The sequence below is a fragment of the Pseudomonas laurentiana genome, from assembly GCF_014648275.1.
Taxonomy (GTDB): domain Bacteria; phylum Pseudomonadota; class Gammaproteobacteria; order Pseudomonadales; family Pseudomonadaceae; genus Aquipseudomonas; species Aquipseudomonas laurentiana.
This window is the reverse complement of sequence record NZ_BMQU01000020.1, coordinates 39,632-63,370: the sequence shown is the minus strand read 5'-3', so window position 1 is coordinate 63,370 and position 23,739 is coordinate 39,632. Positions and strand designations below refer to the sequence as shown.

General features: G+C 60.8%; 18 protein-coding genes and 1 riboswitch. Of the genes, 8 read left to right on the top strand and 10 right to left on the bottom strand.

The window, feature by feature from the left end; genetic code table 11:
* The first annotated feature begins 64 nt into the window (after positions 1-64).
* On the top strand, positions 65-1,207 hold the full coding sequence (mltA, locus tag IE038_RS19145; RefSeq protein ID WP_189396121.1) for a murein transglycosylase A: 1,143 nt from the start codon (positions 65-67) through the stop codon (positions 1,205-1,207).
* A gap of 7 nt (positions 1,208-1,214) precedes the next feature.
* Here mltA and IE038_RS19140 read toward each other — a convergent pair whose 3' ends face one another.
* Together IE038_RS19140 and IE038_RS19135 are read right to left on the bottom strand one after the other, a co-directional pair.
* Positions 1,215-1,601 (bottom strand): MAPEG family protein, encoded by a 387-nt coding sequence (locus tag IE038_RS19140; RefSeq protein ID WP_163939494.1) that lies wholly within the window; start codon positions 1,599-1,601, stop codon positions 1,215-1,217.
* Positions 1,602-1,629: 28 nt separating this feature from the next.
* Positions 1,630-2,463: an EamA family transporter gene (locus IE038_RS19135; protein WP_189396120.1), complete on the bottom strand. Its 834-nt coding sequence runs from the start codon at positions 2,461-2,463 to the stop codon at positions 1,630-1,632.
* 734 nt (positions 2,464-3,197) lie between these two features.
* Here IE038_RS19135 and IE038_RS19130 point away from each other — a divergent pair.
* Positions 3,198-3,506, top strand: a complete 309-nt coding sequence (locus tag IE038_RS19130; protein ID WP_189396119.1) for a DUF3077 domain-containing protein — start codon at positions 3,198-3,200, stop codon at positions 3,504-3,506.
* A 30-nt stretch (positions 3,507-3,536) separates the two neighbouring features.
* Here the strand turns inward: IE038_RS19130 and IE038_RS19125 are convergent, their stop codons facing one another.
* Complete coding sequence (locus IE038_RS19125; protein ID WP_065761755.1) at positions 3,537-3,935, bottom strand: acyl-CoA thioesterase; 399 nt, start codon at positions 3,933-3,935, stop codon at positions 3,537-3,539.
* 183 nt (positions 3,936-4,118) lie between these two features.
* Positions 4,119-4,224: riboswitch (S-adenosyl-L-homocysteine riboswitch) on the top strand.
* 21 nt (positions 4,225-4,245) lie between these two features.
* Between IE038_RS19125 and ahcY the strand changes: the two genes are divergently transcribed.
* The 4 genes from ahcY (at position 4,246) to rhlE2 (ending at position 9,596) form a co-directional block, all read left to right on the top strand.
* The gene (gene ahcY / locus IE038_RS19120; RefSeq protein WP_189396118.1) at positions 4,246-5,655 is read left to right on the top strand and encodes an adenosylhomocysteinase; all 1,410 of its coding nucleotides are present in this window, start codon (positions 4,246-4,248) and stop codon (positions 5,653-5,655) included.
* 95 nt (positions 5,656-5,750) lie between these two features.
* Positions 5,751-6,596, top strand: a complete 846-nt coding sequence (metF, locus tag IE038_RS19115) for a methylenetetrahydrofolate reductase [NAD(P)H] (protein WP_163932364.1) — start codon at positions 5,751-5,753, stop codon at positions 6,594-6,596.
* A 90-nt stretch (positions 6,597-6,686) separates the two neighbouring features.
* Positions 6,687-7,472 (top strand): substrate-binding periplasmic protein, encoded by a 786-nt coding sequence (locus tag IE038_RS19110; RefSeq protein ID WP_163932367.1) that lies wholly within the window; start codon positions 6,687-6,689, stop codon positions 7,470-7,472.
* Between the two features lie 222 nt (positions 7,473-7,694).
* Complete coding sequence (rhlE2, locus tag IE038_RS19105) at positions 7,695-9,596, top strand: RNA helicase RhlE2 (RefSeq protein WP_189396117.1); 1,902 nt, start codon at positions 7,695-7,697, stop codon at positions 9,594-9,596.
* A gap of 61 nt (positions 9,597-9,657) precedes the next feature.
* On the opposite strand, the gene IE038_RS19100 is transcribed toward rhlE2, so the two are convergent.
* The 3 genes from IE038_RS19100 to IE038_RS19090 all read right to left on the bottom strand — a co-directional run bounded on the left by IE038_RS19100 (position 9,658) and on the right by IE038_RS19090 (position 12,850).
* Positions 9,658-10,236, bottom strand: a complete 579-nt coding sequence (locus IE038_RS19100; RefSeq protein WP_099773375.1) for a YceI family protein — start codon at positions 10,234-10,236, stop codon at positions 9,658-9,660.
* Between the two features lie 34 nt (positions 10,237-10,270).
* Positions 10,271-10,822 carry a cytochrome b gene (locus tag IE038_RS19095; protein ID WP_163939468.1) on the bottom strand — a complete coding sequence of 184 codons (552 nt, stop codon included), beginning with the start codon at positions 10,820-10,822 and terminating at the stop codon, positions 10,271-10,273.
* 261 nt (positions 10,823-11,083) lie between these two features.
* The gene (locus tag IE038_RS19090) at positions 11,084-12,850 is read right to left on the bottom strand and encodes a flavin monoamine oxidase family protein (RefSeq protein WP_189396116.1); all 1,767 of its coding nucleotides are present in this window, start codon (positions 12,848-12,850) and stop codon (positions 11,084-11,086) included.
* A gap of 188 nt (positions 12,851-13,038) precedes the next feature.
* Here IE038_RS19090 and IE038_RS19085 point away from each other — a divergent pair, with 188 nt between their 5' ends.
* Both IE038_RS19085 and IE038_RS19080 read left to right on the top strand, forming a co-directional pair.
* Positions 13,039-14,445: an adenosylmethionine--8-amino-7-oxononanoate transaminase gene (locus tag IE038_RS19085; RefSeq protein ID WP_163939466.1), complete on the top strand. Its 1,407-nt coding sequence runs from the start codon at positions 13,039-13,041 to the stop codon at positions 14,443-14,445.
* 79 nt (positions 14,446-14,524) lie between these two features.
* Complete coding sequence (locus IE038_RS19080; RefSeq protein WP_163939464.1) at positions 14,525-15,244, top strand: 16S rRNA (uracil(1498)-N(3))-methyltransferase; 720 nt, start codon at positions 14,525-14,527, stop codon at positions 15,242-15,244.
* Here IE038_RS19080 and trhA read toward each other — a convergent pair.
* From trhA to IE038_RS19060, 4 genes are read right to left on the bottom strand one after another with little or no spacing between them, the layout of a single operon-like run.
* A complete protein-coding gene (gene trhA / locus IE038_RS19075; protein ID WP_163939470.1) occupies positions 15,241-15,858 on the bottom strand; it encodes a PAQR family membrane homeostasis protein TrhA in 618 nt (205 codons plus the stop codon). The two genes, IE038_RS19080 and trhA, sit on opposite strands and share 4 nt — an antisense overlap.
* 54 nt (positions 15,859-15,912) lie before the next feature.
* Positions 15,913-16,380, bottom strand: coding sequence for a chemotaxis protein CheW (locus tag IE038_RS19070; RefSeq protein ID WP_163939462.1), 468 nt, complete (start codon positions 16,378-16,380; stop codon positions 15,913-15,915).
* Positions 16,373-21,685 (bottom strand): hybrid sensor histidine kinase/response regulator, encoded by a 5,313-nt coding sequence (locus tag IE038_RS19065; protein WP_163939460.1) that lies wholly within the window; start codon positions 21,683-21,685, stop codon positions 16,373-16,375. The genes IE038_RS19070 and IE038_RS19065 overlap by 8 nt, the downstream gene beginning before the upstream one ends.
* Positions 21,686-21,705: 20 nt before the next feature.
* On the bottom strand, positions 21,706-23,739 hold the full coding sequence (locus tag IE038_RS19060) for a methyl-accepting chemotaxis protein (RefSeq protein WP_189396115.1): 2,034 nt from the start codon (positions 23,737-23,739) through the stop codon (positions 21,706-21,708).

Here is a 23,739-nt window from a genome sequence, read left to right as displayed (position 1 = left end):
CCTTATCAACACTAGGGGCTGCACGCGCCACCCAGCACGCGGCAACCTCAGGAAATCGAGACTCATGAAAATTACATTCAGCCGACTGAACTGGCTGCTACCCGCTCTGGCCCTGCTGGCCGGCTGCAATGGCGGCACCCCGGAAAAGCCACATGCCATCGCCACCTACACCAGCGCCACCTGGAAAGACCTTCCCCAAGTCAGCGACAACGACCTGCTGGCCGGCTTCAACGCCTGGCGTAGCGCCTGCGAACGACTCAAGAGCGATGCAACCTGGGCCGGCACCTGCGACGCTGCCGCAAACATCGCGGCAGAACCCGGCGCGGTTCGTACCTTTCTCCAGACCCGCCTGGACGTATTCAGCCTGCGCTCAGCCGAAAACAGCGCCAACGGCCTGATCACCGGTTACTACGAACCGGTCTACCCCGGCAGCCTGACGCGTACCGACCAGGCCGGTGTGCCAGTCTACGGCGTACCCGATGATCTGGTGGTGGTCGCCCTCGACAGCGTCTACCCGGAACTCAAGGGCAAACGCCTGCGCGGACGCCTGGAAGGCCGCACCCTCAAACCCTATGACACCGCTGACACCATCCGCCGTCAGGGCGTGAACGCCCCCGTGCTGGCATGGCTGACCGATCCGATGGATCTTCAATTCCTGCAAATTCAAGGCTCAGGCCGCATTCAGTTGGACGATGGGCGCCAGTTGCGCATTGGCTACGCCGACCAGAACGGCCACCCCTATCGCCCAGTGGGCCGCTGGCTGGTAGAACAGGGACAATTGAAGAAAGAAGACGTGACCATGGGCAGCATTCACACCTGGGCAGTGGCGAACCCGGCACGGGTACCGGAACTGCTCGCGAGCAACCCAAGCTATGTGTTCTTCAGTGCCCGCCCGGACAGCAATGAAGGCCCGCGCGGCTCGCTAAACGTGCCGTTGACTGCTGGCTACAGCGTGGCCATTGACCGCAAGGTGATCCCACTGGGCAGCCTGCTGTGGCTGTCAACTACGCGGCCGGACGGAGCACCCGTCGTGCGCCCGGTTGCTGCGCAAGATACCGGCGGCGCGATCACCGGCGAGGTACGTGCAGACCTGTTCTGGGGTACCGGCAGCGAAGCCGGCAAGCTGGCGGGCGACATGAAGCAGCAAGGCCAAATCTGGCTGCTCTGGCCCAAGGGTGCCGCATTGCCAACCGTGCCCCAAGCCTGATTGTCGTTCAGGCTGACACGACGAAAAATGCGGCAATCACACCCATGCCAAGCGCCCAGACCAACGAGCGCAACAGTGCCCAGTCCGCCAGGTAGCAGATGATGTAGAGCAGACGGCTGGTGATGAACAACACCGCCAGCACGTCCTGCGTTACCTGCTCTGCGTTGCCGACGACATCGGCAATGATCACTGCCGCGGCGAAAGCCGGTGTCACTTCAAAGCTGTTCAACTGCGCGGCATGGGCACGCCGGGCGAACCCTTCGAGGCTATCGAGAAACGCGCGCGGGTCGTGATTCTCGCGCAAGCCGAAACGACCACTGCCGAACTTCGCCACACTGGTACACAAATAAGGCAGGAATAGCGCGAACAGTACACACCAGAAAGCTACGGTCATGGCAGGATCCTTTTATTGGTTTCTCGGGTCAGAGTTTCATGATCAGCATGCCGATCAACACCAGCGCACAGGCTAAGAGCCTAGGCCCGCCAAAAGGTTCTTTCAGGTAGCGCATGCCAAACAGCACCACCAGAATCACACTGACCTCGCGCAAGGCCGCCGCTTCCGCCACCGAACCCAACTGCATCGCCCAAAGCACCAAGGCATAGCTGAACAGCACACAGAACCCTACCGCCAGGCCAAGCCGCCATTGCTCCCGCCAGAACAAGGCATAGGGCGCGCGTCGCGCTACTGCGGCCAACACTGGAAATGGCCAGGCGCTGATCAGGGTCAACCAGACCAGGTAGTCCAACGGCTGCGACCACAACTTGATCGCCGTACCGTCCAGCCAGGTGTAGCAACCAATGCACACGCCGATCAAGGCAACCACTGGCAGCATCGACCACGGCAGACGATCACCACCACCGCCCTGCCATAGCAGGCACGCCATGCCACACGGGATCAGCAGGATGCCGATGATCTGCTGAGTGCTCAGCGATTCGCCAGCAAATGTCAGGGTCAGCGCCAGTACCACCAATGGCGACAAACCACGCATCAACGGATAGACCAGGCCAAGGTCGCCCACCCGGTAGGCCTGAATCAACAGAAAACGGTAAAGCAACTCGAACAGAGCCGAGGCCAACATCCATGGCCAGACCTCAGCCGGCGGAACCTGCACGAAGGCCACCATGACCAGCGCAAACAACAATGCCACAGCATCCATACTGGCGATCACCAACAGGCGTTCGCCGCTGAACTTGATCAGGGTATTCCAGGTTGCATGGAGCACCGCGGCAAGCAGTACCAGAGTCGTCGCCAGCACGTATCAGTTCCTTGGCAAGGTCGTGGACCGGCCATCGCTGGCCAACTGCCCACCATACTAACCGCTTCTTGGCTCGTACCAATGTGCAAGCCACGGCGCGAACTGAAACGATCGCAGGCAAGCCTGCCCCCACAGGGCTGCGGTTCATTTTCAGAGAGTGATGCTGTTCATCCTGTGGGAGCTGGGCTTGCCCGCGATGACATCGGTGCGGTGCCAGTAAGTTCGCAGTGCTTGCATCGCAGGCAAGCCTGCTCCCACGGGGCTGCGGTTCATTTTCAGGAAACGATGCTGTTCATCTTGTGGGAGCTGGGCTTGCCCGCGATGGCATCGGTGCGGTGCCAGTAAGTTCACGCTGCTTGTATCGCAGGCAAGCATGGTTCCACGGGGCTGCTGCTCATTTCATTGTAGGAAAGTGCCGAAAATGTGCTGCAGGGACAGGGCACTCTGGCCGCCAAGAGATCCTAGGACATATCCTACGAATTCTGTCGTTTCAGGGATGATTGCTCCCCGGGAAGCACGCCACTAGGCTCGGTAGGTCGCTGACACATCAGTGATCGGGTTTGGCGACCCGGCATCGTGGAGCAATTCTGCCTCATCGTTATGGCAGCTGTGCGCGGGAGGGCTTAGGCCCTGCCGGGTTGCTCCGTGTTCCGGTTCGCCAACCTGCGTACAGCTGCCACCCTATGCGTTTGGCGACCATTACGTGGCGGCTTCATTCATCACGGAGCTACGTAATGAAAAAAATCGTTCCCGATCCACCTGAATTCCACGAACTCAAAACCACCGAGAAACCATTCGGCCTGTGCGATGCCGGGCACCCTCAGCTCTTTGCGGTGCGGCCGGGCATCAGTGTCGAGGATGCACTGGTGCATGCCTCGTTGTACCTGAAGTGCGCCAGCCAGACCGGCCCGCTCATGGTTGAATACTGCCAGGAGCCGGGCCGTGGCTTTGCCCAATCGACCCTGCATTCGGTGGAGATGGCCAAAGGCATCATCGATTCGCTGCTCGACAGCCTGGAAAGTCGATACACCCCGCCATCCTGAAGCCTTTGCTGGCTGGCACCAGGACGGGGCTTATTTGACCTCGGTGTCGAACTGATCCTTCATGTACTTGATCTCGGTGCGCCCGTGCGGTGCCGGCAAGCCGTCCTCACCAAGGTTGACGAAGACCATCTTGTCGACGGTGAGGATGCTCTTGCGGGTGATCTTGTTGCGCACTTCACACTTGAGGGTAATGGACGTACGGCCAAACTCGGTCGCCGTGATCCCCAGTTCGATGATGTCCCCCTGGCGCGAAGCACTGACGAAGTTGATCTCCGACATGTACTTGGTCACCACGCGCTGGTTGCCCAACTGGACGATAGCGTAGATCGCCGCTTCCTCGTCGATCCAGCGCAGCAGGCTGCCGCCGAACAGGGTGCCGTTAGGGTTGAGATCTTCTGGCTTTACCCATTTGCGAGTGTGGAAATTCATCTGTACTCCTGACCTTGCTTACCAATCGATGCCGCTAATCATGGCAGAGCCTGGGCACTGGCTCCATTTAACCTCGACTATGGTCTCGATTAATCGACAGAAAGCCTTGGGCAGGAGCCTCGGCATGGCTATAATCGCCATCGTTTCACAACGGTCATCTGCACTTGATACCGTTCCCGCCACCCGTCCGAGGGGCGCTGCAGCAGGTTGATCCTGTCAGGCTCGGATGGGGCGTTGTACCGTCAGGCTCGCCTGCGGACACTAAAACGCACAACGGCGCCCATTCGCACCTTACGAATGGAGGCTCTCAATGAGCGCTGTAAACACGCCTGCAGGTTTTACCGATTTTAAAGTTGCCGACATCTCCCTGGCCGCCTGGGGCCGCCGCGAGGTGATCATCGCCGAATCGGAAATGCCTGCACTGATGGGCCTGCGCCGCAAGTACCTGGAAGAGCAACCGCTCAAGGGTGCCAAGATTCTCGGCTGCATCCACATGACCATTCAGACTGCCGTACTGATCGAAACCCTGGTTGCCCTGGGTGCCGAAGTACGCTGGTCGTCCTGCAACATTTTCTCCACTCAGGATCAGGCTGCCGCTGCTATCGCTGCTGCCGGCATCCCTGTGTTCGCCTGGAAAGGCGAGACTGAAGAAGAGTACGAGTGGTGCATCGAGCAGACCATCCTCAAGGACGGTCAGCCATGGGACGCCAACATGGTGCTGGACGACGGTGGTGACCTGACCGAAATCCTGCACAAGAAATACCCGGCCATGCTGGAAAAAATCCACGGTGTGACCGAAGAAACCACCACTGGCGTACACCGCCTGCTCGACATGCTGGCCAAGGGCGAACTGAAAGTCCCGGCCATCAACGTCAACGACTCGGTAACCAAGAGCAAGAACGACAACAAGTACGGCTGCCGTCACAGCCTGAACGATGCGATCAAGCGCGGCACCGACCACCTGCTGTCGGGCAAGCAAGCCCTGGTCATCGGCTACGGTGACGTGGGCAAGGGCTCGGCTCAGTCCCTGCGCCAGGAAGGCATGATCGTCAAGGTCACCGAAGTTGACCCGATCTGCGCCATGCAAGCCTGCATGGACGGTTTCGAACTGGTTTCGCCATTCAAGGGCGGCGTCAACACCGGTACCGAAGCCTGCATCGACAGCGACCTGCTGGGCAAGATCGACCTGATCGTCACCACCACCGGTAACGTCAACGTCTGCGACGCCAACATGCTCAAGGCCCTGAAGAAGCGCGCCGTGGTGTGCAACATCGGCCACTTCGATAACGAAATCGATACCGCTTTCATGCGCAAGAACTGGGCATGGGAAGAGGTCAAGCCACAGGTGCACAAGGTACACCGCACTGGCCACGGCGACTTCGACCCACAGAACGACGACTACCTGATCCTGCTGGCCGAAGGCCGCCTGGTGAACCTGGGCAACGCCACCGGTCACCCAAGCCGCATCATGGACGGTTCGTTCGCCAACCAGGTCCTGGCCCAGATCTTCCTGTTCGCACAGCAGTTCGCCAACCTGTCGCCAGCCCAGAAAGCCGAGCGCCTGACCGTTGAAGTGCTGCCGAAGAAACTCGACGAAGAAGTCGCCCTGGAAATGGTCCGCGGCTTCGGCGGCGTGGTCACTCAACTGACCCAGCAGCAGGCCGAGTACATCGGCGTGTCCGTCGAAGGTCCGTTCAAGCCACACGCCTATCGCTACTGATGGGCCAAAGCCGGTGCCGCTCTTCAGCGTCACCGGCTTTTTCTTGAGCCGTACCGCTTGGGCGGCTTGCTTGATCGGTTTACCAGGATTTTGCCATGTCTCAGGAACGTCGCTACAGCTTCGAGTTCTTCCCGACCAAGACCGATGCTGGACATGAAAAACTGCTCGCCACTGCCCGTCAGTTGGCCGCCTACAACCCCGACTTTTTCTCCTGCACTTACGGTGCCGGTGGCTCGACCCGCGACCGCACGCTCAATACCGTGCTGCAGCTGGAAAGCGAAGTGAAAGTCCCTGCCGCCCCGCACTTGTCGTGCGTTGGTGACAGCACAAACGACCTGCGCACCCTGCTCGCCCAGTACAAGGCCGCCGGCATCAAGCGCATCGTTGCCTTGCGCGGCGACCTGCCGTCCGGCATGGGTATGGCCAGCGGCGAGCTTCGCCACGCCAATGACCTGGTCGAGTTCATCCGCAAGGAAAGCGGCGATCACTTCCACATCGAAGTCGCTGCTTATCCAGAAATGCACCCGCAAGCGCGCAATTTCGAAGACGATCTCGCAAACTTTGCCCGCAAGGTCAAGGCAGGCGCCAACAGCGCCATCACCCAGTACTTCTTCAACGCCGACAGCTACTTCTACTTCGTCGAGCGCGTGCAGCAACTGGGCGTCGATATCCCTGTAGTGCCGGGCATCATGCCTATCACCAACTACAGCAAACTGGCACGTTTCTCCGATGCCTGCGGCGCAGAGATTCCACGCTGGATCCGCAAGCAACTGGAAGCCTATGGCGACGATGCGAAAAGCATCCAGGCCTTCGGCGAGGACGTGATTACCCGCATGTGCGAACAACTGCTGCAAGGCGGCGCACCGGGACTGCACTTCTACACCCTGAACCAAGCCGAACCAAGCCTGGCAATCTGGAACAACCTCAAGCTGCCACGCTGATGAAAACGGCGGTGCTCTGCCCCACATAGAGCGCCGCCACTATCAGCGCCCCCCTAGCCATCTCACGATGGGCGTCGTACTCTCCCCCTCATGTTCGATTTCGCCCGTCTACTGACAGCGCTGTTTCTTGCTTGCCTGAGCAGCTTTGCCCTGGGCGAACGGCTTCGTATTGTCACTGACCCTTGGCCACCCTACGCCTACCAGGAGGGCGACGTGGTCAAAGGTATCGACTACGAGGTGACAGCCGAAGTCTTCAGGCGCCTGGGCGTTGAGGTGGACTGGCAGTTCCTGCCGTGGAAGCGCTGCCTGAACATGCTGGAACAAGGGCAGGCGGACGGCGTGCTGGATATTTTCCAGACCAGTCAGCGTGACAGCCTGTTGTTTTACCCCAGCGAACCCCTGTCGACGGTCGAATTCGCGCTGTTCTATGCCAAGGCCCGCCCGCACACGGTGAACAGCCTGGATGACCTCAAGGGGCTAACCGTCGGCACTTCACCCGGCTACACCTACGACCCTGCCTTCAGTGAATCGACCGCGTTCAACCGCGAACCCGCCCCCAGCCACGAAGCCAACTTCGGCAAGCTGCAACATGGCCGTATTGACCTGCTGATCACTGATCGTCGGGTCGGTCGCTATCTGATTGCCACCCTGGGCCTGGCGCAGGAGATCGGTGAGCTGCCACTGATCGTCAGCCAGCAGCATCAGTACCTCGCCGTACGCCGCAATGTCGGCATGGACCTGTTGGCACAACGCTTTGCCGCTGAACTGCGACGCTTCAAGCAGGAGCCCGCCTATGCGGCACTAGAAGCCCGTTATGAGAGTGCCACGACAAAAAATCAGCCCGCCGTTGAGCAGCAGGAACACAGCACACGCTGAATGCTCTGTTATACTCGGGCATTCCCGCCAGGCTTACGCCCGGACGCTCGGCTTTGAAACAGACATCCTGACCGGCAAAACCGCGAGTTTAGACACCCGCCCGCCGCTCCCGGATGCACATTGAAAGCCCAGCAGGACCGGACGCGATAGCATCTGCAGATGCCCGTCGCGCCAGGCAAGATCATCCCAATGGGCTCAGCCCCCACTAGAACAGGATTTCTCATGTCCTTTGCTTCCCTCGGTCTCTCCGAGGCTCTAGTCCGCGCTATCGAGGCTGCGGGCTATACCCAGCCCACCCCGGTGCAACAGCGGGCGATTCCCGCCGTGTTGCAAGGTCGCGACCTGATGGTGGCGGCGCAGACAGGTACTGGCAAAACCGGCGGTTTTGCGCTGCCCATCCTCGAACGCCTGTTTCCCGGCGGCCACCCCGACAAATCTCAGCGTCACGGCCCGCGCCAACCACGTGTCCTGGTACTGACACCCACTCGTGAGCTGGCTGCTCAGGTGCATGACAGCTTCAAAACCTATGCCCGCGACCTGAACTTCGTCAGCGCATGCATCTTTGGCGGCGTTGGCATGAACCCGCAGGTGCAAGCCATGGCACGCGGTGTCGATGTGCTGGTGGCCTGCCCTGGCCGCCTGCTGGACCTCGCCGGTCAAGGCAGCGTCGACCTGTCGCACGTCGAGACCCTGGTGCTGGACGAAGCCGACCGCATGCTCGACATGGGTTTCATCCACGATGTGAAGAAGGTCCTGGCCCGTTTGCCAGCCAAGCGCCAGAACCTGCTGTTCTCGGCCACCTTCTCCAAAGACATCACTGACCTCGCCGATAAGCTCCTGCACAACCCGGAGCGTATCGAGGTCACCCCGCCGAACACCACCGTCGAGCGGATCGAGCAGCGTGTCTATCGCCTGCCTGCGGGCCATAAACGTGCACTGCTGGCCCACTTGATTACGGTCGGTGCCTGGGAACAGGTACTGGTTTTCACCCGTACCAAGCATGGCGCCAACCGCCTGGCCGAATACCTGGAAAAGCACGGCCTGACCGCCGCAGCCATCCATGGCAACAAGAGCCAGAATGCCCGCACCAAAGCCTTGGCCGACTTCAAGGCCGGCACCGTACGGGTCATGGTCGCCACCGACATCGCTGCACGCGGTCTGGATATCGATCAACTGCCTCATGTGGTCAACTTCGAACTGCCGAACGTTGAAGAGGACTACGTCCACCGCATTGGTCGTACCGGCCGTGCCGGCCGCTCAGGCGAAGCCATCTCGCTGGTCGCGCCAGACGAAGAGAAGCTGCTCAAGAGCATCGAACGCGTCACCCGCCAGAAAATCGCCGACGGCGACCTGATGGGCTTCGATGCTTCGGCCATTGAAGCCGAGAAACCCGAGACACGCGAGCGTCCCCAAAACCCTCCGCGCACAGGCCGTGGCCAGCGCGCCGACGGCACCAACACCGGCAGCGGTGGCCGCAAGGACAAGGGCAAGGATAAAGGCAAGGAAAAGGACAAGGCCGGCGAGAAGTCCGCTGAAAAGGCCGCTGGTGGACGCCAGGAACGCAAGCCGCGTGACAAGAAACCCCGTCCAGCGCCAGCAGGCGGCCAATCGGCTATCCCTCCGGTGCCGGCCAATCGTGACCCCGAAGAGTTCCTGGACGACGAAGTCGACAATTTTGGCAACCGTGCCGACTATGTCAGCCCGTACCAGAACAAGGGTGGCCAGGGCCGCAATCGCCGTCCAGGCGCGCCGGCCAGCAGCAACGGCGGGGCTGCCCAGCCACGCGGTGGCCAGGGTCGTAGCAACAACCCTCGCAGCGGTGGTGCAGCCAACGCAGGCGCCAGCGGCGAAAAGCGCGGCGGTGCACGTAATGGTTCAGGCTCAGGCACCGGTGGTCGTGATGGCCAACAGCGCCGCGAAGGGGCGAACCGCAACCGTCGTCCTGCACGCGAGGAGTCTTCGCGTCAGGAACCGGCCGTACGCAACCCTCGCGAAGGCCAGCCACAACCGAAGATCATCCACAAGGAATCCAAAGTGGATCGCTTCCCGACCGCCGAGCAGCTGGAACAACTGCCAAGCCGTCCACGTGGCGAGAAACCGGCGCTGCTGACGCGTAATCGCTGATTCAGACGCCAACAAAAACGCCGCCCCATGGGGCGGCGTTTTTGTTGGTGCAGCCGCTGGATTACTTCTGTTTCACGCCTTCCAGCGAGATGTCCAGGTCCAGGGTCTGCGAAGCTGGGCCCGGGCCCTTGATGCCGAAATCGTTCAGGTTCAGCGTAGTGGTGGCATTGAAGCCAGCACGCTCGCCGCCCCATGGGTCTTTGCCTTCACCGTTGAAAGTCGCCTTGAACACGACCGGTTTGGTAACACCGTGCAGGGTCAGGTCACCCGCCACATCAGCCGTTTTCTCACCGGTCGACTTGACGCTGGTGGAGACGAACTTGGCATCAGGGAATTTGCTGACGTCGAGGAAGTCCTTGCTGCGGATGTGTTTGTCACGCTCGGCATGGTTGCTGTCGAGGCTGGCGGTCTTCAGGTCAACAGCAATTTTGCTGGCTTCTGGCTTGGCGCTATCCCAGCTGAAGGTACCGTCAAAGTCCTTGAAGGTGCCATGGATGAAACTGTAGCCAAGGTGGCTGATTTTCCAATCGACGAAAGCGTGCTGGCCTTCCTTGTCGATTTTGTAATCAGCAGCCATGGCCTGACCAGCCGACAGCAGTGCAGTACCAAGCGCCAGCGCGGCAAAAGTCTTTTTCAACATGCGTCTGTATCCTTTTTGCAGGTTAGGTTGAACATCAAGCTTTGCGACCCAGCATGCGGGCAAGGGTCGCGTCACGGTCTATAAAGTGGTGTTTCAGGGCTGCCAGGGCATGCAGGCCGGCAAAGATCACCACGCCCCACGCCAGGTAAAAGTGGATTTCGCCAGCAAGATCGGCCTGATCAGGCAAATTGCTGAGCAATGCCGGGACCTCAAACAGGCCAAACACCGGAATGCCGACACCATCGGCGGTGGAAATCAGGTAGCCACTGATCAGCACCGCGAACAAGCCCAGATAGAGCAGGCTGTGGCCCGCCGTGGCAGCAACCCGGGTCAGGGTGCTGTAGCTGTCCAACGTTGGCGGGGGCGGACTGACAAAGCGCCAGATCACCCGCAGCAGCATGATTGCGAACACGGTCAGACCGATGCTCTTGTGCAGATCGGGGGCGGTATGACGCCAGGCACTGTAGTAATCAAGGTCAACCATCCACAGGCCCAACCCGAACAGGCTGAACACCGCCAATGCCACGCCCCAGTGCATGACAATACTGACCCAGCCATAGCGAGAAGATGAGTTTCGCAACTGCATTGCCGAATTTCCCTGTAAGAACTGTTGCCAAGACTAACGAGTTATCTATCGAATTAAAGCCGAAAATTTCGCTTTGAAATATCGAGAAAAACGATTGTTAGACTGGAACGGTGGTATTAAGGAAAGATTAACGCTAGGCGCTAGCGTTAATGGCGGCGGTTCTGGAGGGGCATTTCGGCATGACCGGCATCGTGGTTGCCAGCATAGGACTTGCCAGCAAAGCCGGCTCTTGAACGAGCCGGCTGCTGTATCGGTAACAGGCTACTGGGCGCTGGCCTGACTGTTGGCAACCTTCTTCTTGACGGGCTCAGCCTTGGCAGCCGCCTTTTTCACTGCTGCGGGTTTGGCTGCGGTCTTCTTGGCTACCGGTTTCTTCGCCGGCGAAGCCTTGGCTGGGGCAACCTTGGCCGGAGCAGCCTTGACCGGCTCCTCTTTCGCCACAGCAGGTGCTACAGGTGGCGCCACTGGGGCAGGTGCAGCCACTGGAGCTGGTGCCGGCGCGGCTTCCACAGCCTTCACCGGTTGCGCTGCCGGTTTATCAGCACCACCGAACAGGCGCGAGAAGAAACCTGGCTTGCTCTCTTTGGCGGCAACCGCGCCAGCCGTTGCAGCTGCAGCGCCAACGGCGGCGGCCTTGAGCGGATCGACGGTTTTACCGGCAGCCAGGTCCTGCACCTGGTTGGCCGCACGCTGACCGCTGCGCAGGGCACCCTCCAAGGTACCTGGATACAAGGCGTCGGTGTGCTCGCCCGCAAAGGCTATACGCTGCATCGGACGCTCCCACAGGCGCCAGAACTTGCTGATCTGCCCAGGGCCAAATGCCAGGTAGGAACCACCAGTGCCAGCATCGGTGCTGTAACGACGCACCTCATAGCCGGTAAACGCACCTCGCGCCTGTGGATAAAAAGCGTGCAGGCGGATCAATACCTGATCGACCATCTGCTTGTCACCGAATGCCTGCAACAAGCGGGCATTGTCACCGGACAGGTTGATCACCACGTTGGCACCGCCCTTCAGTGCAGGCTCGATCCAGAGCATGCCGAGGCCGGTGTTGCTGTAGATTTCGCCCGACATCCGCGCGCGGCTTTCCCAGACCGGGGTCTTGAACTTCAGCATCAGTTGATCGCGCCAGCCGTAGTTGGTGCCCTTGATCGCGGCCAGGTGCAGGTTGTCCAGGCCCGGCGTCAACTGGATCTTGGCCAACGCCCGCAATGGTACAGCCAAGACCACGTAATCGGCCTGGTAACCGACACTGCCAACCTTGACGGTGACACCGTCCTTGTCTTGGTTGATGGCCGTGACCGGCGAGCTGGTCTTGATGGTTTTCAGCTGTTTGACGAATGCCTGGGCCAGTACCGGGCTACCGCCAGGCAGGCGAGCGGCACGCAGGTCACGGTCGTTGACGCCACGGTACACGCGACTCTGCTGAGCGAAGTACAACAGCGACAGCCGCGATGGCTCGTCATAACGGGTACGGATCTGCTGGTTGACCAGCTGCCGAGCGGTGGCAGGCAGTTGCAGCTTGTCCAGCCAAGTGGCGACGTTCATCTGATCCAGGGCGAACAGGGTGCTGTTGCCTGCCGGATTTTCCGGGTCGTTGATCGAACGGGCCAGGTCGTCGAGGGTTTTCTCGTAACGCTTGATCGCCTCGGCGGTCGCCGGCTGCTTGGTCGCAAGGTCGGCAGCACTGAAATACTCGCCATCGATCAGGTAGCCTGGCGTACGAACAAACTCAGGCGCCGGCAGGGTGCTGAGCTTGAAGGTCTCCAGGTACTTGTTGAGGATCGGCTGTGCCTTGCTGTTGCCGATCCACTCGCTGGTGGCCAGGCCCGAACGCCCACCCATGCTGGGCTTGGCTTCCAGCAAGGTCACCTGCCACCCCTTGCTTTGCAATTCATAGGCAGCGGTCAGGCCCGCCAGACCACCGCCGACGACAATCGCCGTCGGCTGCTTGGCGGCCGCCAGCGCCCCCGCACTGAACAGTCCAATCATTACTAACGCGCACGCGCGCAGCCAACCAGCAGACATTTGGCGAACTCCGGATCAAAGGCAGATAAAAGTGGGGCGAACACCCCAAGAAAGCTGCGTGAAGGATACGCCAGCATTGTCAGCCTCGCCAGCGAGCCGGGCAGGATCACACACTATGGGTTGTTCTCCTTCGACGCTTTGCATAGGCTTGCGCGGATACCCGAATCCGCGTCGCCAGGAGAGAGCCGATGGGCCTGAATCAACAGTGGATGCAACGTGACCTCAAGGTCCTGTGGCACCCCTGCACCCAGATGAAAGACCACGAGCAACTGCCGCTGATCCCGATCAAGCGCGGCGAAGGCGTCTGGCTTGAGGATTTTGAGGGCAAGCGTTATCTGGATGCGGTCAGCTCCTGGTGGGTGAACGTGTTCGGTCATGCCAACCCACGCATCAACCAGCGCATCAAGGATCAGGTCGATCAACTGGAGCACGTGATCCTGGCCGGCTTCAGCCACCAGCCGGTCATCGAACTCTCGGAACGCTTGGTCAAGCTCACGCCTGAAGGGCTTAATCGGTGTTTCTACGCCGATAATGGTTCATCTTGCATCGAAGTTGCACTGAAAATGAGCTTCCACTACTGGCTCAACCAGGGTCAGCCGGAGAAAAAGCGTTTTGTCACCCTGAGCAACAGCTACCACGGCGAAACCATCGCCGCGATGTCGGTCGGTGATGTGCCGCTGTTCACTGAGACCTACAAGGCGCTGCTGCTCGACACCATCAAGGTGCCCAGCCCCGACTGCTACCTGCGCCCTGAAGGGGTCAGTTGGGAGGCGCATTCGCGCACGATGTTCGCGGCCATGGAGCAGACCCTGGCCGAGCACCATGCGACCCTCGCGGCGGTCATCGTCGAACCCCTGATTCAGGGTGCTGGTGGCATGCGCATGTACCACCCGGTGTACCTCAAGCTGTTACGCGAAGCCTGTGACCGCTATGGGGTTCACCTGATCCATGACGAGATTGCTGTTGGCTTTGGCCGCACCGGGACGATGTTCGCCTGCGAGCAGGCCGGCATTCGACCGGATTTCCTCTGCCTGTCCAAGGCGCTGACCGGCGGTTACCTGCCACTGGCTGCCTGCCTGACCACCGACCAGGTGTACAACGCGTTCTACGACGACTACCCAACCCTGCGCGCATTTCTGCATTCGCACAGCTACACCGGTAACCCGCTGGCATGCGCGGCGGCGTTGGCGACCCTGGACATCTTCGAGCAGGACAACGTCATCGAAAACAACAAGGCCCTGGCCCAGCGCATGGCCAGCGCGACAGCGCACCTGGCCGACCACCCGCATGTGGCCGAAGTGCGTCAGACAGGCATGACCCTGGCGATCGAGATGGTCCAGGACAAGGCCAGCAAGACCGCCTATCCCTGGCAGGAGCGGCGCGGCCTGAAAGTCTTCGAGCACGCACTGAGCCGCGGCGCACTGCTGCGCCCTCTGGGCAGTGTGGTGTACTTCCTGCCGCCGTATGTCATTACGCCGGAGCAGATCGACTTCCTTGCCGAGGTCGCCAGTGAAGGGATCGACCTCGCCACGCGTGACAGCCTGAGCGTTGCAGTGCCCAGTAACTTCCACCCTGACTTCCGCGATCCGGGCTAGTCCATACCCTGGGGGCCGGCCCTACCGGCGTCCAGGGATGAGCAATGCACCAATCGCCCGCTTTGATTCAGAGAACCACATGAGACTGTCCCGTTTTTTCATTGATGCCCCGCTGAGCCTTGGCGAGCATGATCTGCCTGAAGCCCAGGCCCATTACATCGGCCGTGTACTGCGCATGTCCGCTGGCGACGCGGTGCAGCTGTTTGACGGCAGCGGCCAGGAGTACCTCGGAGCGCTGCTGGAAGTCGGCAAGAAAAACGTGCGCGTAACGCTCAGCGAAACCCTGCCGGGCCAAGCTGAGTCGCTGCTGCATGTCCATCTGGGTCAAGGCCTGTCACGCGGTGAACGCATGGACTGGGCAATCCAGAAAGCCACCGAGCTGGGTGCCAACGAAATCACCCCGATTGTCAGCGAGCGCTGCGAGGTACGCCTCAAGGACGAGCGTGCGGACAAGCGCCTGGCCCATTGGCGCCAGGTAGCGATCAGCGCCTGCGAACAGTGTGGTCGCTCGCGCCTGCCGGTCATTCATGCCCCCATGCTGCTGGCCGACTGGCTCAAGCAGCGCGACGAAGCGCTAAAGCTGGTACTGCACCCGGTCGCCGAGCCGATGGTCAGCCACGCCAAACCTGAGCGCCTGGCCTTCCTTATTGGCCCAGAAGGCGGTCTCTCGGAAGCAGAAGTGGAGCAGGCCAAGGGCACCGGCTTCCACGCCGCACGCCTGGGCCCACGGGTACTGCGCACAGAAACCGCACCCGTGGTAGCACTGGCAGTAGCCCAGCAACTGTGGGGCGATTTCTAAAGCACGTAGAAAAACACGGCAATGAAGTGCATCAGGCTGCCGGCGATCACGAACAGATGCCAAATCCCGTGCCAGTGACGAAAGCGACTGTCATAGGCAAAGAAGATGATCCCGATGGTGTAGAACGCCCCACCACCGGCCAGCCAGGCAAACCCCGCAGTGCCCAGGCTGGCCAGCAGCGGCTTGACCGCAACCAGCACGATCCACCCCATCACCGCGTAGATTACGATCGACATTACCCGCGCCTCGGAGCGCGGTTTGATTTCCTGCAGCATACCGATCACTGCCAACCCCCAGACGATGCCAAACAGGCTCCACCCCCAGGGGCCACGCAAACTGACCAGGCAAAACGGCGTGTAGCTGCCGGCGATCAGCAGATAGATCGATAAATGATCAAGCTTGCGCATGACCGTTTTGGCCTTGCCGCGCACACTGTGATAGAGCGTGGAGATGCTGTACAGCAACAGCAAGGTGAAGCCGTAGATCGTCAGGCTGACAATCTTCCAGGGGTCGCCTTGCAGTACGGCAACCCCTATCAGCCACGTAGCGCCGACAGCAGCCAGTAGCGCGCCGACGAGATGGGTCCATGCATTGAAGCGTTCACCGTGGTACATGTGGTGCGGCCCTCCAAGGTCCTCGTGCAGTCCCATGCTACACAGGCATTCGCCTCAAACCACCCCCGCCTCTAGTAGTAGACGCTCCAAGGCCACCAGATCCGGCACTCGTGCCACCAACTCACCCACCTGGACGGCCGCCAGTTCTAATGGGGCCAAGGGCACGTCAACGTAGTTGAGCTGGCTGTCCAGCTTGCAGGAGCGTGGGATCCCCTGCACCAGTAGCGCCATGAATCGCAGGCGGCTCTCGCCCAGTGAGTTGAGCACGACGATCCGTGCCCGCTCACCCACCTGTGTTGGCCCGCCACACGCGGCCTCGAAACTGATCAGGGGCAAGCGCTGATTGCGCCAGTCTATCCAGCCCAGGTGCCAGTCGAAGCCCTCCAACGCCTGCATGCCTGGCCGATAGCCAATCAGCTCGGCCACCGCGACATTCGGCAACACCAGGCTGCGATCGCACAGTGGCAATAGCAGGCCTGTCAGGCTGCTGCGTCCACTATTGCGGACGGGTTGTTCAAGCATCGTGCGCACTCCACTGGGCAATACTCTGCAACAGCGCCGACTCTTGATACGGCTTGCCCATGTATTCATTCACGCCGATGGCCATTGCCCGGTCACGGTGCTTCTGCCCGGTACGCGACGTGATCATGATGATCGGCAAGTCCTTGAGCCGCGGATCCTGACGAACCCGGGTCGCAACCTCGAAACCATCCATACGCGGCATTTCAATATCGAGCAGGACCACGTCCGGGCGATGCTCCTGCAACAAGGCCATGGCGTCGACACCGTCCTTGGCGGTCAACACGTTCATGCCGTGGCGCTCAAGCAGGCGCCCAGTAACCTTGCGCACCGTCACCGAATCATCCACCACCAGCACCAGTGGTGGACGCATGAGGCTGCGCTCAACCAGCGTATGCTGCGGGCCCCGCTCGGCACCCGAGTGCTGGGCGAACCGTAGTTGCTGGGCGCGCAGTTGGGCCAACAGGTCGAGAATCAACACCACCCGCCCATCTCCCAGTATGGTTGCCCCGGATAGCCCCTGAACCGAAGCGAACTGCGGCCCCAGGCTCTTGACCACAATCTCGCGGCTGGCCGACAGGGCATCGACCTGAACCGCAAACTGCTGCTCTTGAGAATGCACCAGCAGCACCGGCAACGGCAGGGTCTGGCCCAGCAGGCGCGGTTGCGGCAGGTCCTGCAGGAGGCCGCCCAGGTAATGCAGCTCATAACGGTGGCCCGCATACTCATAGCGTGGCGGGTCCAGTTGGTAACAGGCCTCAAGCTCGGCAGGCGGCACCCGCACGATGCCTTCGATGGTATTCAGCGGAATCGCGTACTGCTCATCGCTACTGTGCACCATCAAGGCCCGATTGACCGACACGGTGAACGGCAGGCGAATCAGAAAGCGCGCGCCTTTGCCCGGTATCGAGTCAATGATCATCGAGCCGCCCAGTTGCTTGACCTCCTCATGCACCACGTCCATCCCCAGGCCGCGACCAGAAATCTGGGTGATTTTTTCAGCGGTGGAGAACCCTGGCTGCAAAATGAACTGCATGACCTCGTGATCACTGATTTCGGCAGCCGGGTCCAGGAGCCCGCGCTTGATGGCTTTGCGGCGCACGGCCTCCAAGGAGACGCCAGCACCGTCATCCGACATTTCAATGACGATATCGGCCCCTTCATGCAACAAGTTCAGGGCAATCAGCCCCTGCTCCGGCTTGCCGGCGGCGAGGCGTACTTCTCGGGGCTCAAGGCCATGGTCGACCGCATTGCGCAGCATGTGCTCCAGCGGGGCGACCATGCGTTCAAGAACACTGCGGTCCAGCTCGCCTTCGGCATTGCCAACCACCAGTTCGACCTGCTTACCCAATTCACTGGCAACCTGGCGAACCACCCGCTGCAAGCGCGGCACCATGCGCTCGAAAGGCACCATGCGAGTACTCATCAGGCCTTCCTGCAGGTCGGTATTTACCCGTGCCTGCTGCTGCAACAGGGCTTGCGCTTCGTGCGCGCGTACGCTGAGGGTTTCCTTCAGATCGAGCAGGTCCGAGGCCGACTCAAACAAGGCGCGAGACAACTGCTGCAATTGTGAGTGACGGTCCATTTCCAGTGGATCGAACTCTTCATAGCCCAGCGGCTCACCTTCGCTCGGTTGGGCGCCAAGCACTCGCCCTTGGGTTTCACTGTCGAGCCGACGCAACAGGTCACGCATCCGCTCCAGCGTGGTTTCCATTTCGCTCAAGGCCGTTTGCGCATCATTCACTTGCTGCTCGATGCGCCCACGAATGATCGAGTTTTCACCCGCGAGGTTGCCCAGATCGTCGAGCAATTCAGCGGCCACCTTCACCTGATCGGCCGCCGGTCGCTCCGGTGTCGGGGCCGGTGTTTCGGCCGCCACGCTGTCGCCCTGTGGCTGGCTTTCACTGACGGCTGCATTGGTGAAATTGCGGATGTAATCGATCAGTGCAGTGGGTGCAGGCAGCGGTTGCTGCAGACGCACAGCATCAAGCATGTGCGCCAGGCGGTCGTGGCAGTTTTGCAGCAGGCTGAACAGCGCTGCGCTGGGCTGTAGCTGCCCGGCAGCCAAATGCTCAAAAAGAAACTCCAGTTCATGGGCGAGGTCGCCAATCGGCGCGATCTCGACCATCCGCGCGCCCCCTTTCAGGGTATGCAGATCGCGTAACAGGTTTTCCACTTCCAACGTATTGCGCGGGTCAGCCTGCCAACGCAGCAAGGCTGCCCCGGAGCTTTCGACAATGTCGAAACCTTCTTCCAGAAAAATGTCCAGCAGCTCCTTGTCACCCTCCTCTGCTGGCTTTTGGGTCACGGGCTGGGCCGGCACAGGCCCGGCATCCTCTTGGCGGAACTCGCGCAACGCGCTGAGCGCTGTGGCCACCGATACCGGCATCCTGCCCTGTCGCAACTGGTCGAGCATCCGCGCCAGTACGGTGTGACTGCTGCGCAGCAGTTCAAACAGCGCTGGCGATGCATTGACGCGGCGATCCACCAGCCCTTCATAGAAGCTTTCGAGGGCCTGGGCCAGTTCCTCTACCGCCGGGACAGCTGCCATTTGGGCGCCGCCCTTAAGGGTATGCAAGTCGCGCTGCAGCGATGACAACGCGGCGCCGTTCTCTGGCTCGTGGGTCCATCGTGCGAGGGTCTTATCAGCCCCTTCCAGAATATCCTCGGCTTCTTCAAGGAACAGTTGCGCCAGCGTTTCGTCGGGCAATTGCTCGGCCAACGCAGCAGTAGCCTCGCCCAGCTCGTGTACCTGCAACTGCCCACCGCTCGTACGAACCAAGCCCATGGCGGCGGGATCCAGGCCATCTTCCAACAGTTCGCGCAGGGCGTGCAGACGCTCGGGGCTGGCCTGGACTTCCTGGCCAGCCGCGATCTGGTCGAGCATGCCAATCAACGCCTCGTGGGCATGCTGGGCCTCTTCGAAAAAGCGTGGACTGACAACAACACTGCTTTCCTCAACAGCTCCGTAGAGATCAAGCAAGGCTTCGCAGAGTTCATCCACCTGCCACAGGTCCGCCAGATGTGCGCTCTGCCCCAGCGTCGTCAACTCATCGAGCAGGGCACTCAGCTCCTGGCGCTGCTCGGGGTGTTCCCGCCAGCGCAGCAATAACGACTCAGCGTCGAGCAATATGTCCATGCCCTGCGCCAGGAAGCTGGCAATCAATTGCGGGGCACGCTTGATTCGCTGGCCTGCATCGGGCGCTTCCAGCAAGGCATGCAGACGGGCCTTCACGACCTGATCGATCTGTTCAATCAGCAATTCAGCTCCCGTGATCGGTGCCAACGGCGTGCTGTCGAGCTGTTCCAGGCCACGGTGCAACAAGGGTTCAGCGGTTTGCAGCAGGTAGATTTCGTCCAGGTCGAAGCCCAATTGATGGGCCTTGTACTCCCGAGCGAGCAGGTCGAGGGCCGCCGCCAACTCAGCGATTGGCACAACACCCGCCATCGCCGCACTGCCCTTGAGGGTATGCAGGGCCCGCTGCAGGTCGTCGCTGACCAACAACGGCAGTTGCTCATCCGCGCTGTGCAAAAAAGCATCAAGGCTGGCCAAATGGGCCTGCGCTTCATTGCGGAAAATCTCCAGCAACTGCGGGTCAATAACTTCGGCACTCTCGGCCTGCGGTACATCGTTCATGGCCAAGGCATGCAAACGCAGCGACAACTGCTCCACCGCCTCGTTCATCCGTGGCCGGCCTTCCGCATACTCGGCCAGCAACGCTGGAAACAAAGCCAGCGCCTGCTCCAGGCTGGCCAATAGAGGCTCGCTTGGAACCACCCGGCCTTCCAGCATGCGGTTAAGCAGGTGCTCTGCCGACCACGCCAGTTCAGCCACGACCAGGGCATGCACCATCCGCCCACTGCCCTTGAGGGTATGAAAGCCTCGCCGCAGTTCGACCAACACCGGGCGCAAGCGAGTATCACTGCGCCATTGAGCCCAATGTTCGTGCAATTGCTGAAGAACCTCCTCAGCCTCCTCGAGAAACACCTCGCGAAGTTCGGCATCGACCGCCACGACGTCCGGTTCGACAGGCGCCGAAGCCTCAACACGCAACGCCTCAGCCGCATACCCCAGCGCTGCAAAGCTGCGCTCGGCCTGTTCAAGAAAAGTTTCCACCTGCGCCTGAGGATCGGCGCTCAGGTACTGCAGGTAGCATTCAAGGTTGCAGATCGCATCGGCAAAGGGCTCCAGGGCACTGGCAGCCGGCACCTGTTCGCTACCGAGCAGATGCGTTTCGACATAGTCGCTGCAGTAGCGCAACAAGCGCGCGGCACGTGGCAGCATAAGCATCGCCAGGGCGCCACGAATCTGCGTGAACAACGCCGGCAGTGGTTCCAGTCGCTGACGCTCCCAACCGCCCTCCAGGGCATCGGCGATCAGCTCCTTGGCCTGCTGCAACACCCCATGCGACTGATCGAAGACGACTTGATGCACCTCGGCCAGATCAGCACCCGGCGGTTGGGCCTGGCCGGGCGAATCGACCGAGCCGACCATGCCGGCCAGCGTTGCCTCGACATAGAGCAATGCACCTGCCACGTCCATCAACACGGCATCGTCCGGGGCGCGCTGCCCGCGTGCCAGCCCCTGCAAGACCGACACCTGATCGATGATGACCCGCCGCGGCTGACCAAAACCGAGCACCGCGAGGGTATCGGCGGTCTGCCGCAAGGGCGCCAGCAACGCCTCTAGCTCTTCGACCTGTTGACGGTCGCCCCGCACGAAAAGGTCCAGGCGCTCCTTGGCCCATCGCAGGTCCTCACAGACGGCGGCGACCACCGAGCGCAAGGCATCACGGTCCGAACCGACCTGCAAGCGGTCGCGCAACCCGCTCAGGGACAACTCCAGATTGCCGCGCCCCTCCGAGGCTTCAGGCTCGCCAGGCGACACATCGATCAACGGGGTTTGCACCAACGGCTCGGCACCGCGAACCGTACGCAAGGGGTTGAGCAGCGGCAGGAGTACCAGCGGAAGGTCCCGCCGGGCATTGCGCAAGCGTTCCAGATACAGCGGAAGCTGGTCCAGGCCCCGAAACAACGCTCCGAGCGCTTCACCACGCGCGGCCACACGTCGCTGCTGCAACGCCAGGGCCAGTTGTTCCACTTCCTCGGCCAACAGCACAGCACCCTGCAGCTCAAGCATCTGCAAACAACCGACGACCTGATGCAGCGGCTCAATGACATCGGCCAGAACCTCGATATCCCCCGGTTCCGCGGCGAAATGCTCCAACGCCTTGCGTGCAGAACCCAGACACTCGGCAATGGCGGCATTGACCCAGACCAGGGCGACAGTAGCGTGACGATCAGCCATAAGCCCTCCAGTAGCCAGGGTCAGCGCGCCGGCGGCAAGGTGAAGCCCGACACCGAACGACGCATTTCACTGGCCATACGGGCCAGATTGCCAATGCTGTCGGCAGTCGCAGTCGAGCCGGACGAGGTTTGCGAGGTAATCTGTTGGATCACCGCCATGGTATGAGAGATCTGGCCCGCCGATGAAGTCTGCAGCTGAGCGGCATCCGAGATGCTGTGGATCAGTTCGGCCAGGGTCTGCGACACACCTTCGATTTCCGCCAGCGCTACCCCGGCATCCTGAGCCAGGTGTGCACCACGGACGACTTCGGCGGTGGTCTGTTCCATGGAGATCACGGCTTCGTTGGTATCGGCCTGAATCGCTCGCACCAGCGCCTCGATTTGCCGCGTTGCCGAAGACGAGCGCTCGGCCAAACGTTGTACTTCATCGGCGACCACTGCAAAGCCACGTCCCGCCTCACCGGCCATCGACGCCTGAATGGCAGCATTGAGCGCGAGAATGTTGGTCTGATCGGCAATGTCATCGATCAGGCTGACAATGTCGCCGATTTCCTGAGAGGACTCACCAAGACGCTTGATGCGCTTGGCGGTGTCCTGAATCTGCTCGCGAATGTTGTCCATGCCGTGGATGGTGTTGTGAACCACCTCGTTGCCCTTGTTGGCAATCGCCACCGCCCGCTCAGCCACTTTGGCCGACTCATAGGCATGGGTCGAAACCCGGTCGATCGATTCGGCCATGTCACCGACCGCCATCGACGCATCACTGATCTGCTGAGCCTGATGCTCGGAGGCCTTGGCCAACTGACGGGCCGTGGTCTGGGTATCCTGCACGGCGCTGGCAACTTCCTCGGCACTTTGGTTAATGGTCGCGACCAGGTCGCGAAGCTGATCGATCGAGTAATTGATCGAGTCGGCAATCGCGCCGGTAAAGTCCTCGGTGACCGACGCCGTGACAGTCAGATCGCCATCGGCGAGGTCCTCGATTTCATCCAGCAGGCGCATGATCGCCTGCTGGTTGCGTTCATTTTTTTCCGCCGTCTCATGCAGTTGGCGGTGGGTTTCACGCACCATCACCAGGCCGATCAAGATGATCGACGCCAGTGCCAACAGCCCCAGGGCATAACCACCAACCGTATCCAGGGTGCGCCCAGCCGCCAGATTTTCAAAGCCATTGGCCAGACGCGATGCTTCATCAAGCAACGTCTGCGACAGGTTGAAAATATTGCTGGCCGCTTCACGCACCCGGAACAGTTCCGGCGAGGTTTCGAGAATTTCGTCCACGGACCCGGCGACAAACTGGAACAGTTCGGCGATTTCACTCAAGCGAGCGCGGGCATCGGGGTCCTGAACGCGAGTCAGTTGGATCGACGGATTGCCCGCCAGCATGCCCTCCAGCACCTGGCCAAAACGCGTTGCATCACGTCCAAAGGCATCGGCCGCCTGCACGGAGGTGTCATCGCCTGCCAGCACTGTGTTGACCGAGCCCAGAATACGCTCAGCCAACAGCGCCTGGCGCTGGGCCACCGCAACCTGGCTGGCCGGTGCGCCATTCTTGAGAAGGATCTCCACCACCTTCTCGTATTCGACCTGCAACTGCGGCACGGTCTCGGACAGGGTCGCCGCCACCTGATGCAGCGACAATACGGTCTGCTCGCTGGCCAGGATCGTGTCGGTGCTCTTGCGCAGGTTTTCCCAATCGCTCAACACCGCGTCCATTTCGCTGCGCACGGCAGGTGGAGCCGAGGGCAGCCCCGTGGAGCGGTCGCCTTTCTTCAAGTAGCCCCAACGCTGCTCAAAGTCATTGCGCGCATCACTCAATAACTTGAAGGCCCGGGCCTTGCCCGCAGCAGCTTCGGTAGCGTTTTTGGCAATGCGCTGGGAGAGCACACGCAACTCGCCGGCATGCCCGATGTACTGCTTGTCGTAATTGGCCTGGGTATTGAGGTAGGCGAAATTGGCGAACAACAGGATGATCGACAGGATCAGCACGATGAACAGCACGGCAATCTGCGCGCTGCTGCGAGAGCCTTGTACCGAGGGAAAGGTCTTGGTCAC

Bases quoted from the DNA above. Each gene is read 5' to 3' on its own strand.
- mltA (WP_189396121.1), top strand. From the start codon at position 65: ATGAAAATTACATTCAGCCGACTGAACTGGCTGCTACCCGCTCTGGCC.
- IE038_RS19140 (WP_163939494.1), bottom strand. From the start codon at position 1,601: ATGACCGTAGCTTTCTGGTGTGTACTGTTCGCGCTATTCCTGCCTTAT.
- IE038_RS19130 (WP_189396119.1), top strand. From the start codon at position 3,198: ATGAAAAAAATCGTTCCCGATCCACCTGAATTCCACGAACTCAAAACC.
- IE038_RS19125 (WP_065761755.1), bottom strand. From the start codon at position 3,935: ATGAATTTCCACACTCGCAAATGGGTAAAGCCAGAAGATCTCAACCCT.
- ahcY (WP_189396118.1), top strand. From the start codon at position 4,246: ATGAGCGCTGTAAACACGCCTGCAGGTTTTACCGATTTTAAAGTTGCC.
- metF (WP_163932364.1), top strand. From the start codon at position 5,751: ATGTCTCAGGAACGTCGCTACAGCTTCGAGTTCTTCCCGACCAAGACC.
- IE038_RS19110 (WP_163932367.1), top strand. From the start codon at position 6,687: ATGTTCGATTTCGCCCGTCTACTGACAGCGCTGTTTCTTGCTTGCCTG.
- rhlE2 (WP_189396117.1), top strand. From the start codon at position 7,695: ATGTCCTTTGCTTCCCTCGGTCTCTCCGAGGCTCTAGTCCGCGCTATC.
- IE038_RS19100 (WP_099773375.1), bottom strand. From the start codon at position 10,236: ATGTTGAAAAAGACTTTTGCCGCGCTGGCGCTTGGTACTGCACTGCTG.
- IE038_RS19095 (WP_163939468.1), bottom strand. From the start codon at position 10,822: ATGCAGTTGCGAAACTCATCTTCTCGCTATGGCTGGGTCAGTATTGTC.
- IE038_RS19090 (WP_189396116.1), bottom strand. From the start codon at position 12,850: ATGTCTGCTGGTTGGCTGCGCGCGTGCGCGTTAGTAATGATTGGACTG.
- IE038_RS19085 (WP_163939466.1), top strand. From the start codon at position 13,039: ATGGGCCTGAATCAACAGTGGATGCAACGTGACCTCAAGGTCCTGTGG.
- IE038_RS19080 (WP_163939464.1), top strand. From the start codon at position 14,525: ATGAGACTGTCCCGTTTTTTCATTGATGCCCCGCTGAGCCTTGGCGAG.
- trhA (WP_163939470.1), bottom strand. From the start codon at position 15,858: ATGTACCACGGTGAACGCTTCAATGCATGGACCCATCTCGTCGGCGCG.
- IE038_RS19070 (WP_163939462.1), bottom strand. From the start codon at position 16,380: ATGCTTGAACAACCCGTCCGCAATAGTGGACGCAGCAGCCTGACAGGC.
- IE038_RS19065 (WP_163939460.1), bottom strand. From the start codon at position 21,685: ATGGCTGATCGTCACGCTACTGTCGCCCTGGTCTGGGTCAATGCCGCC.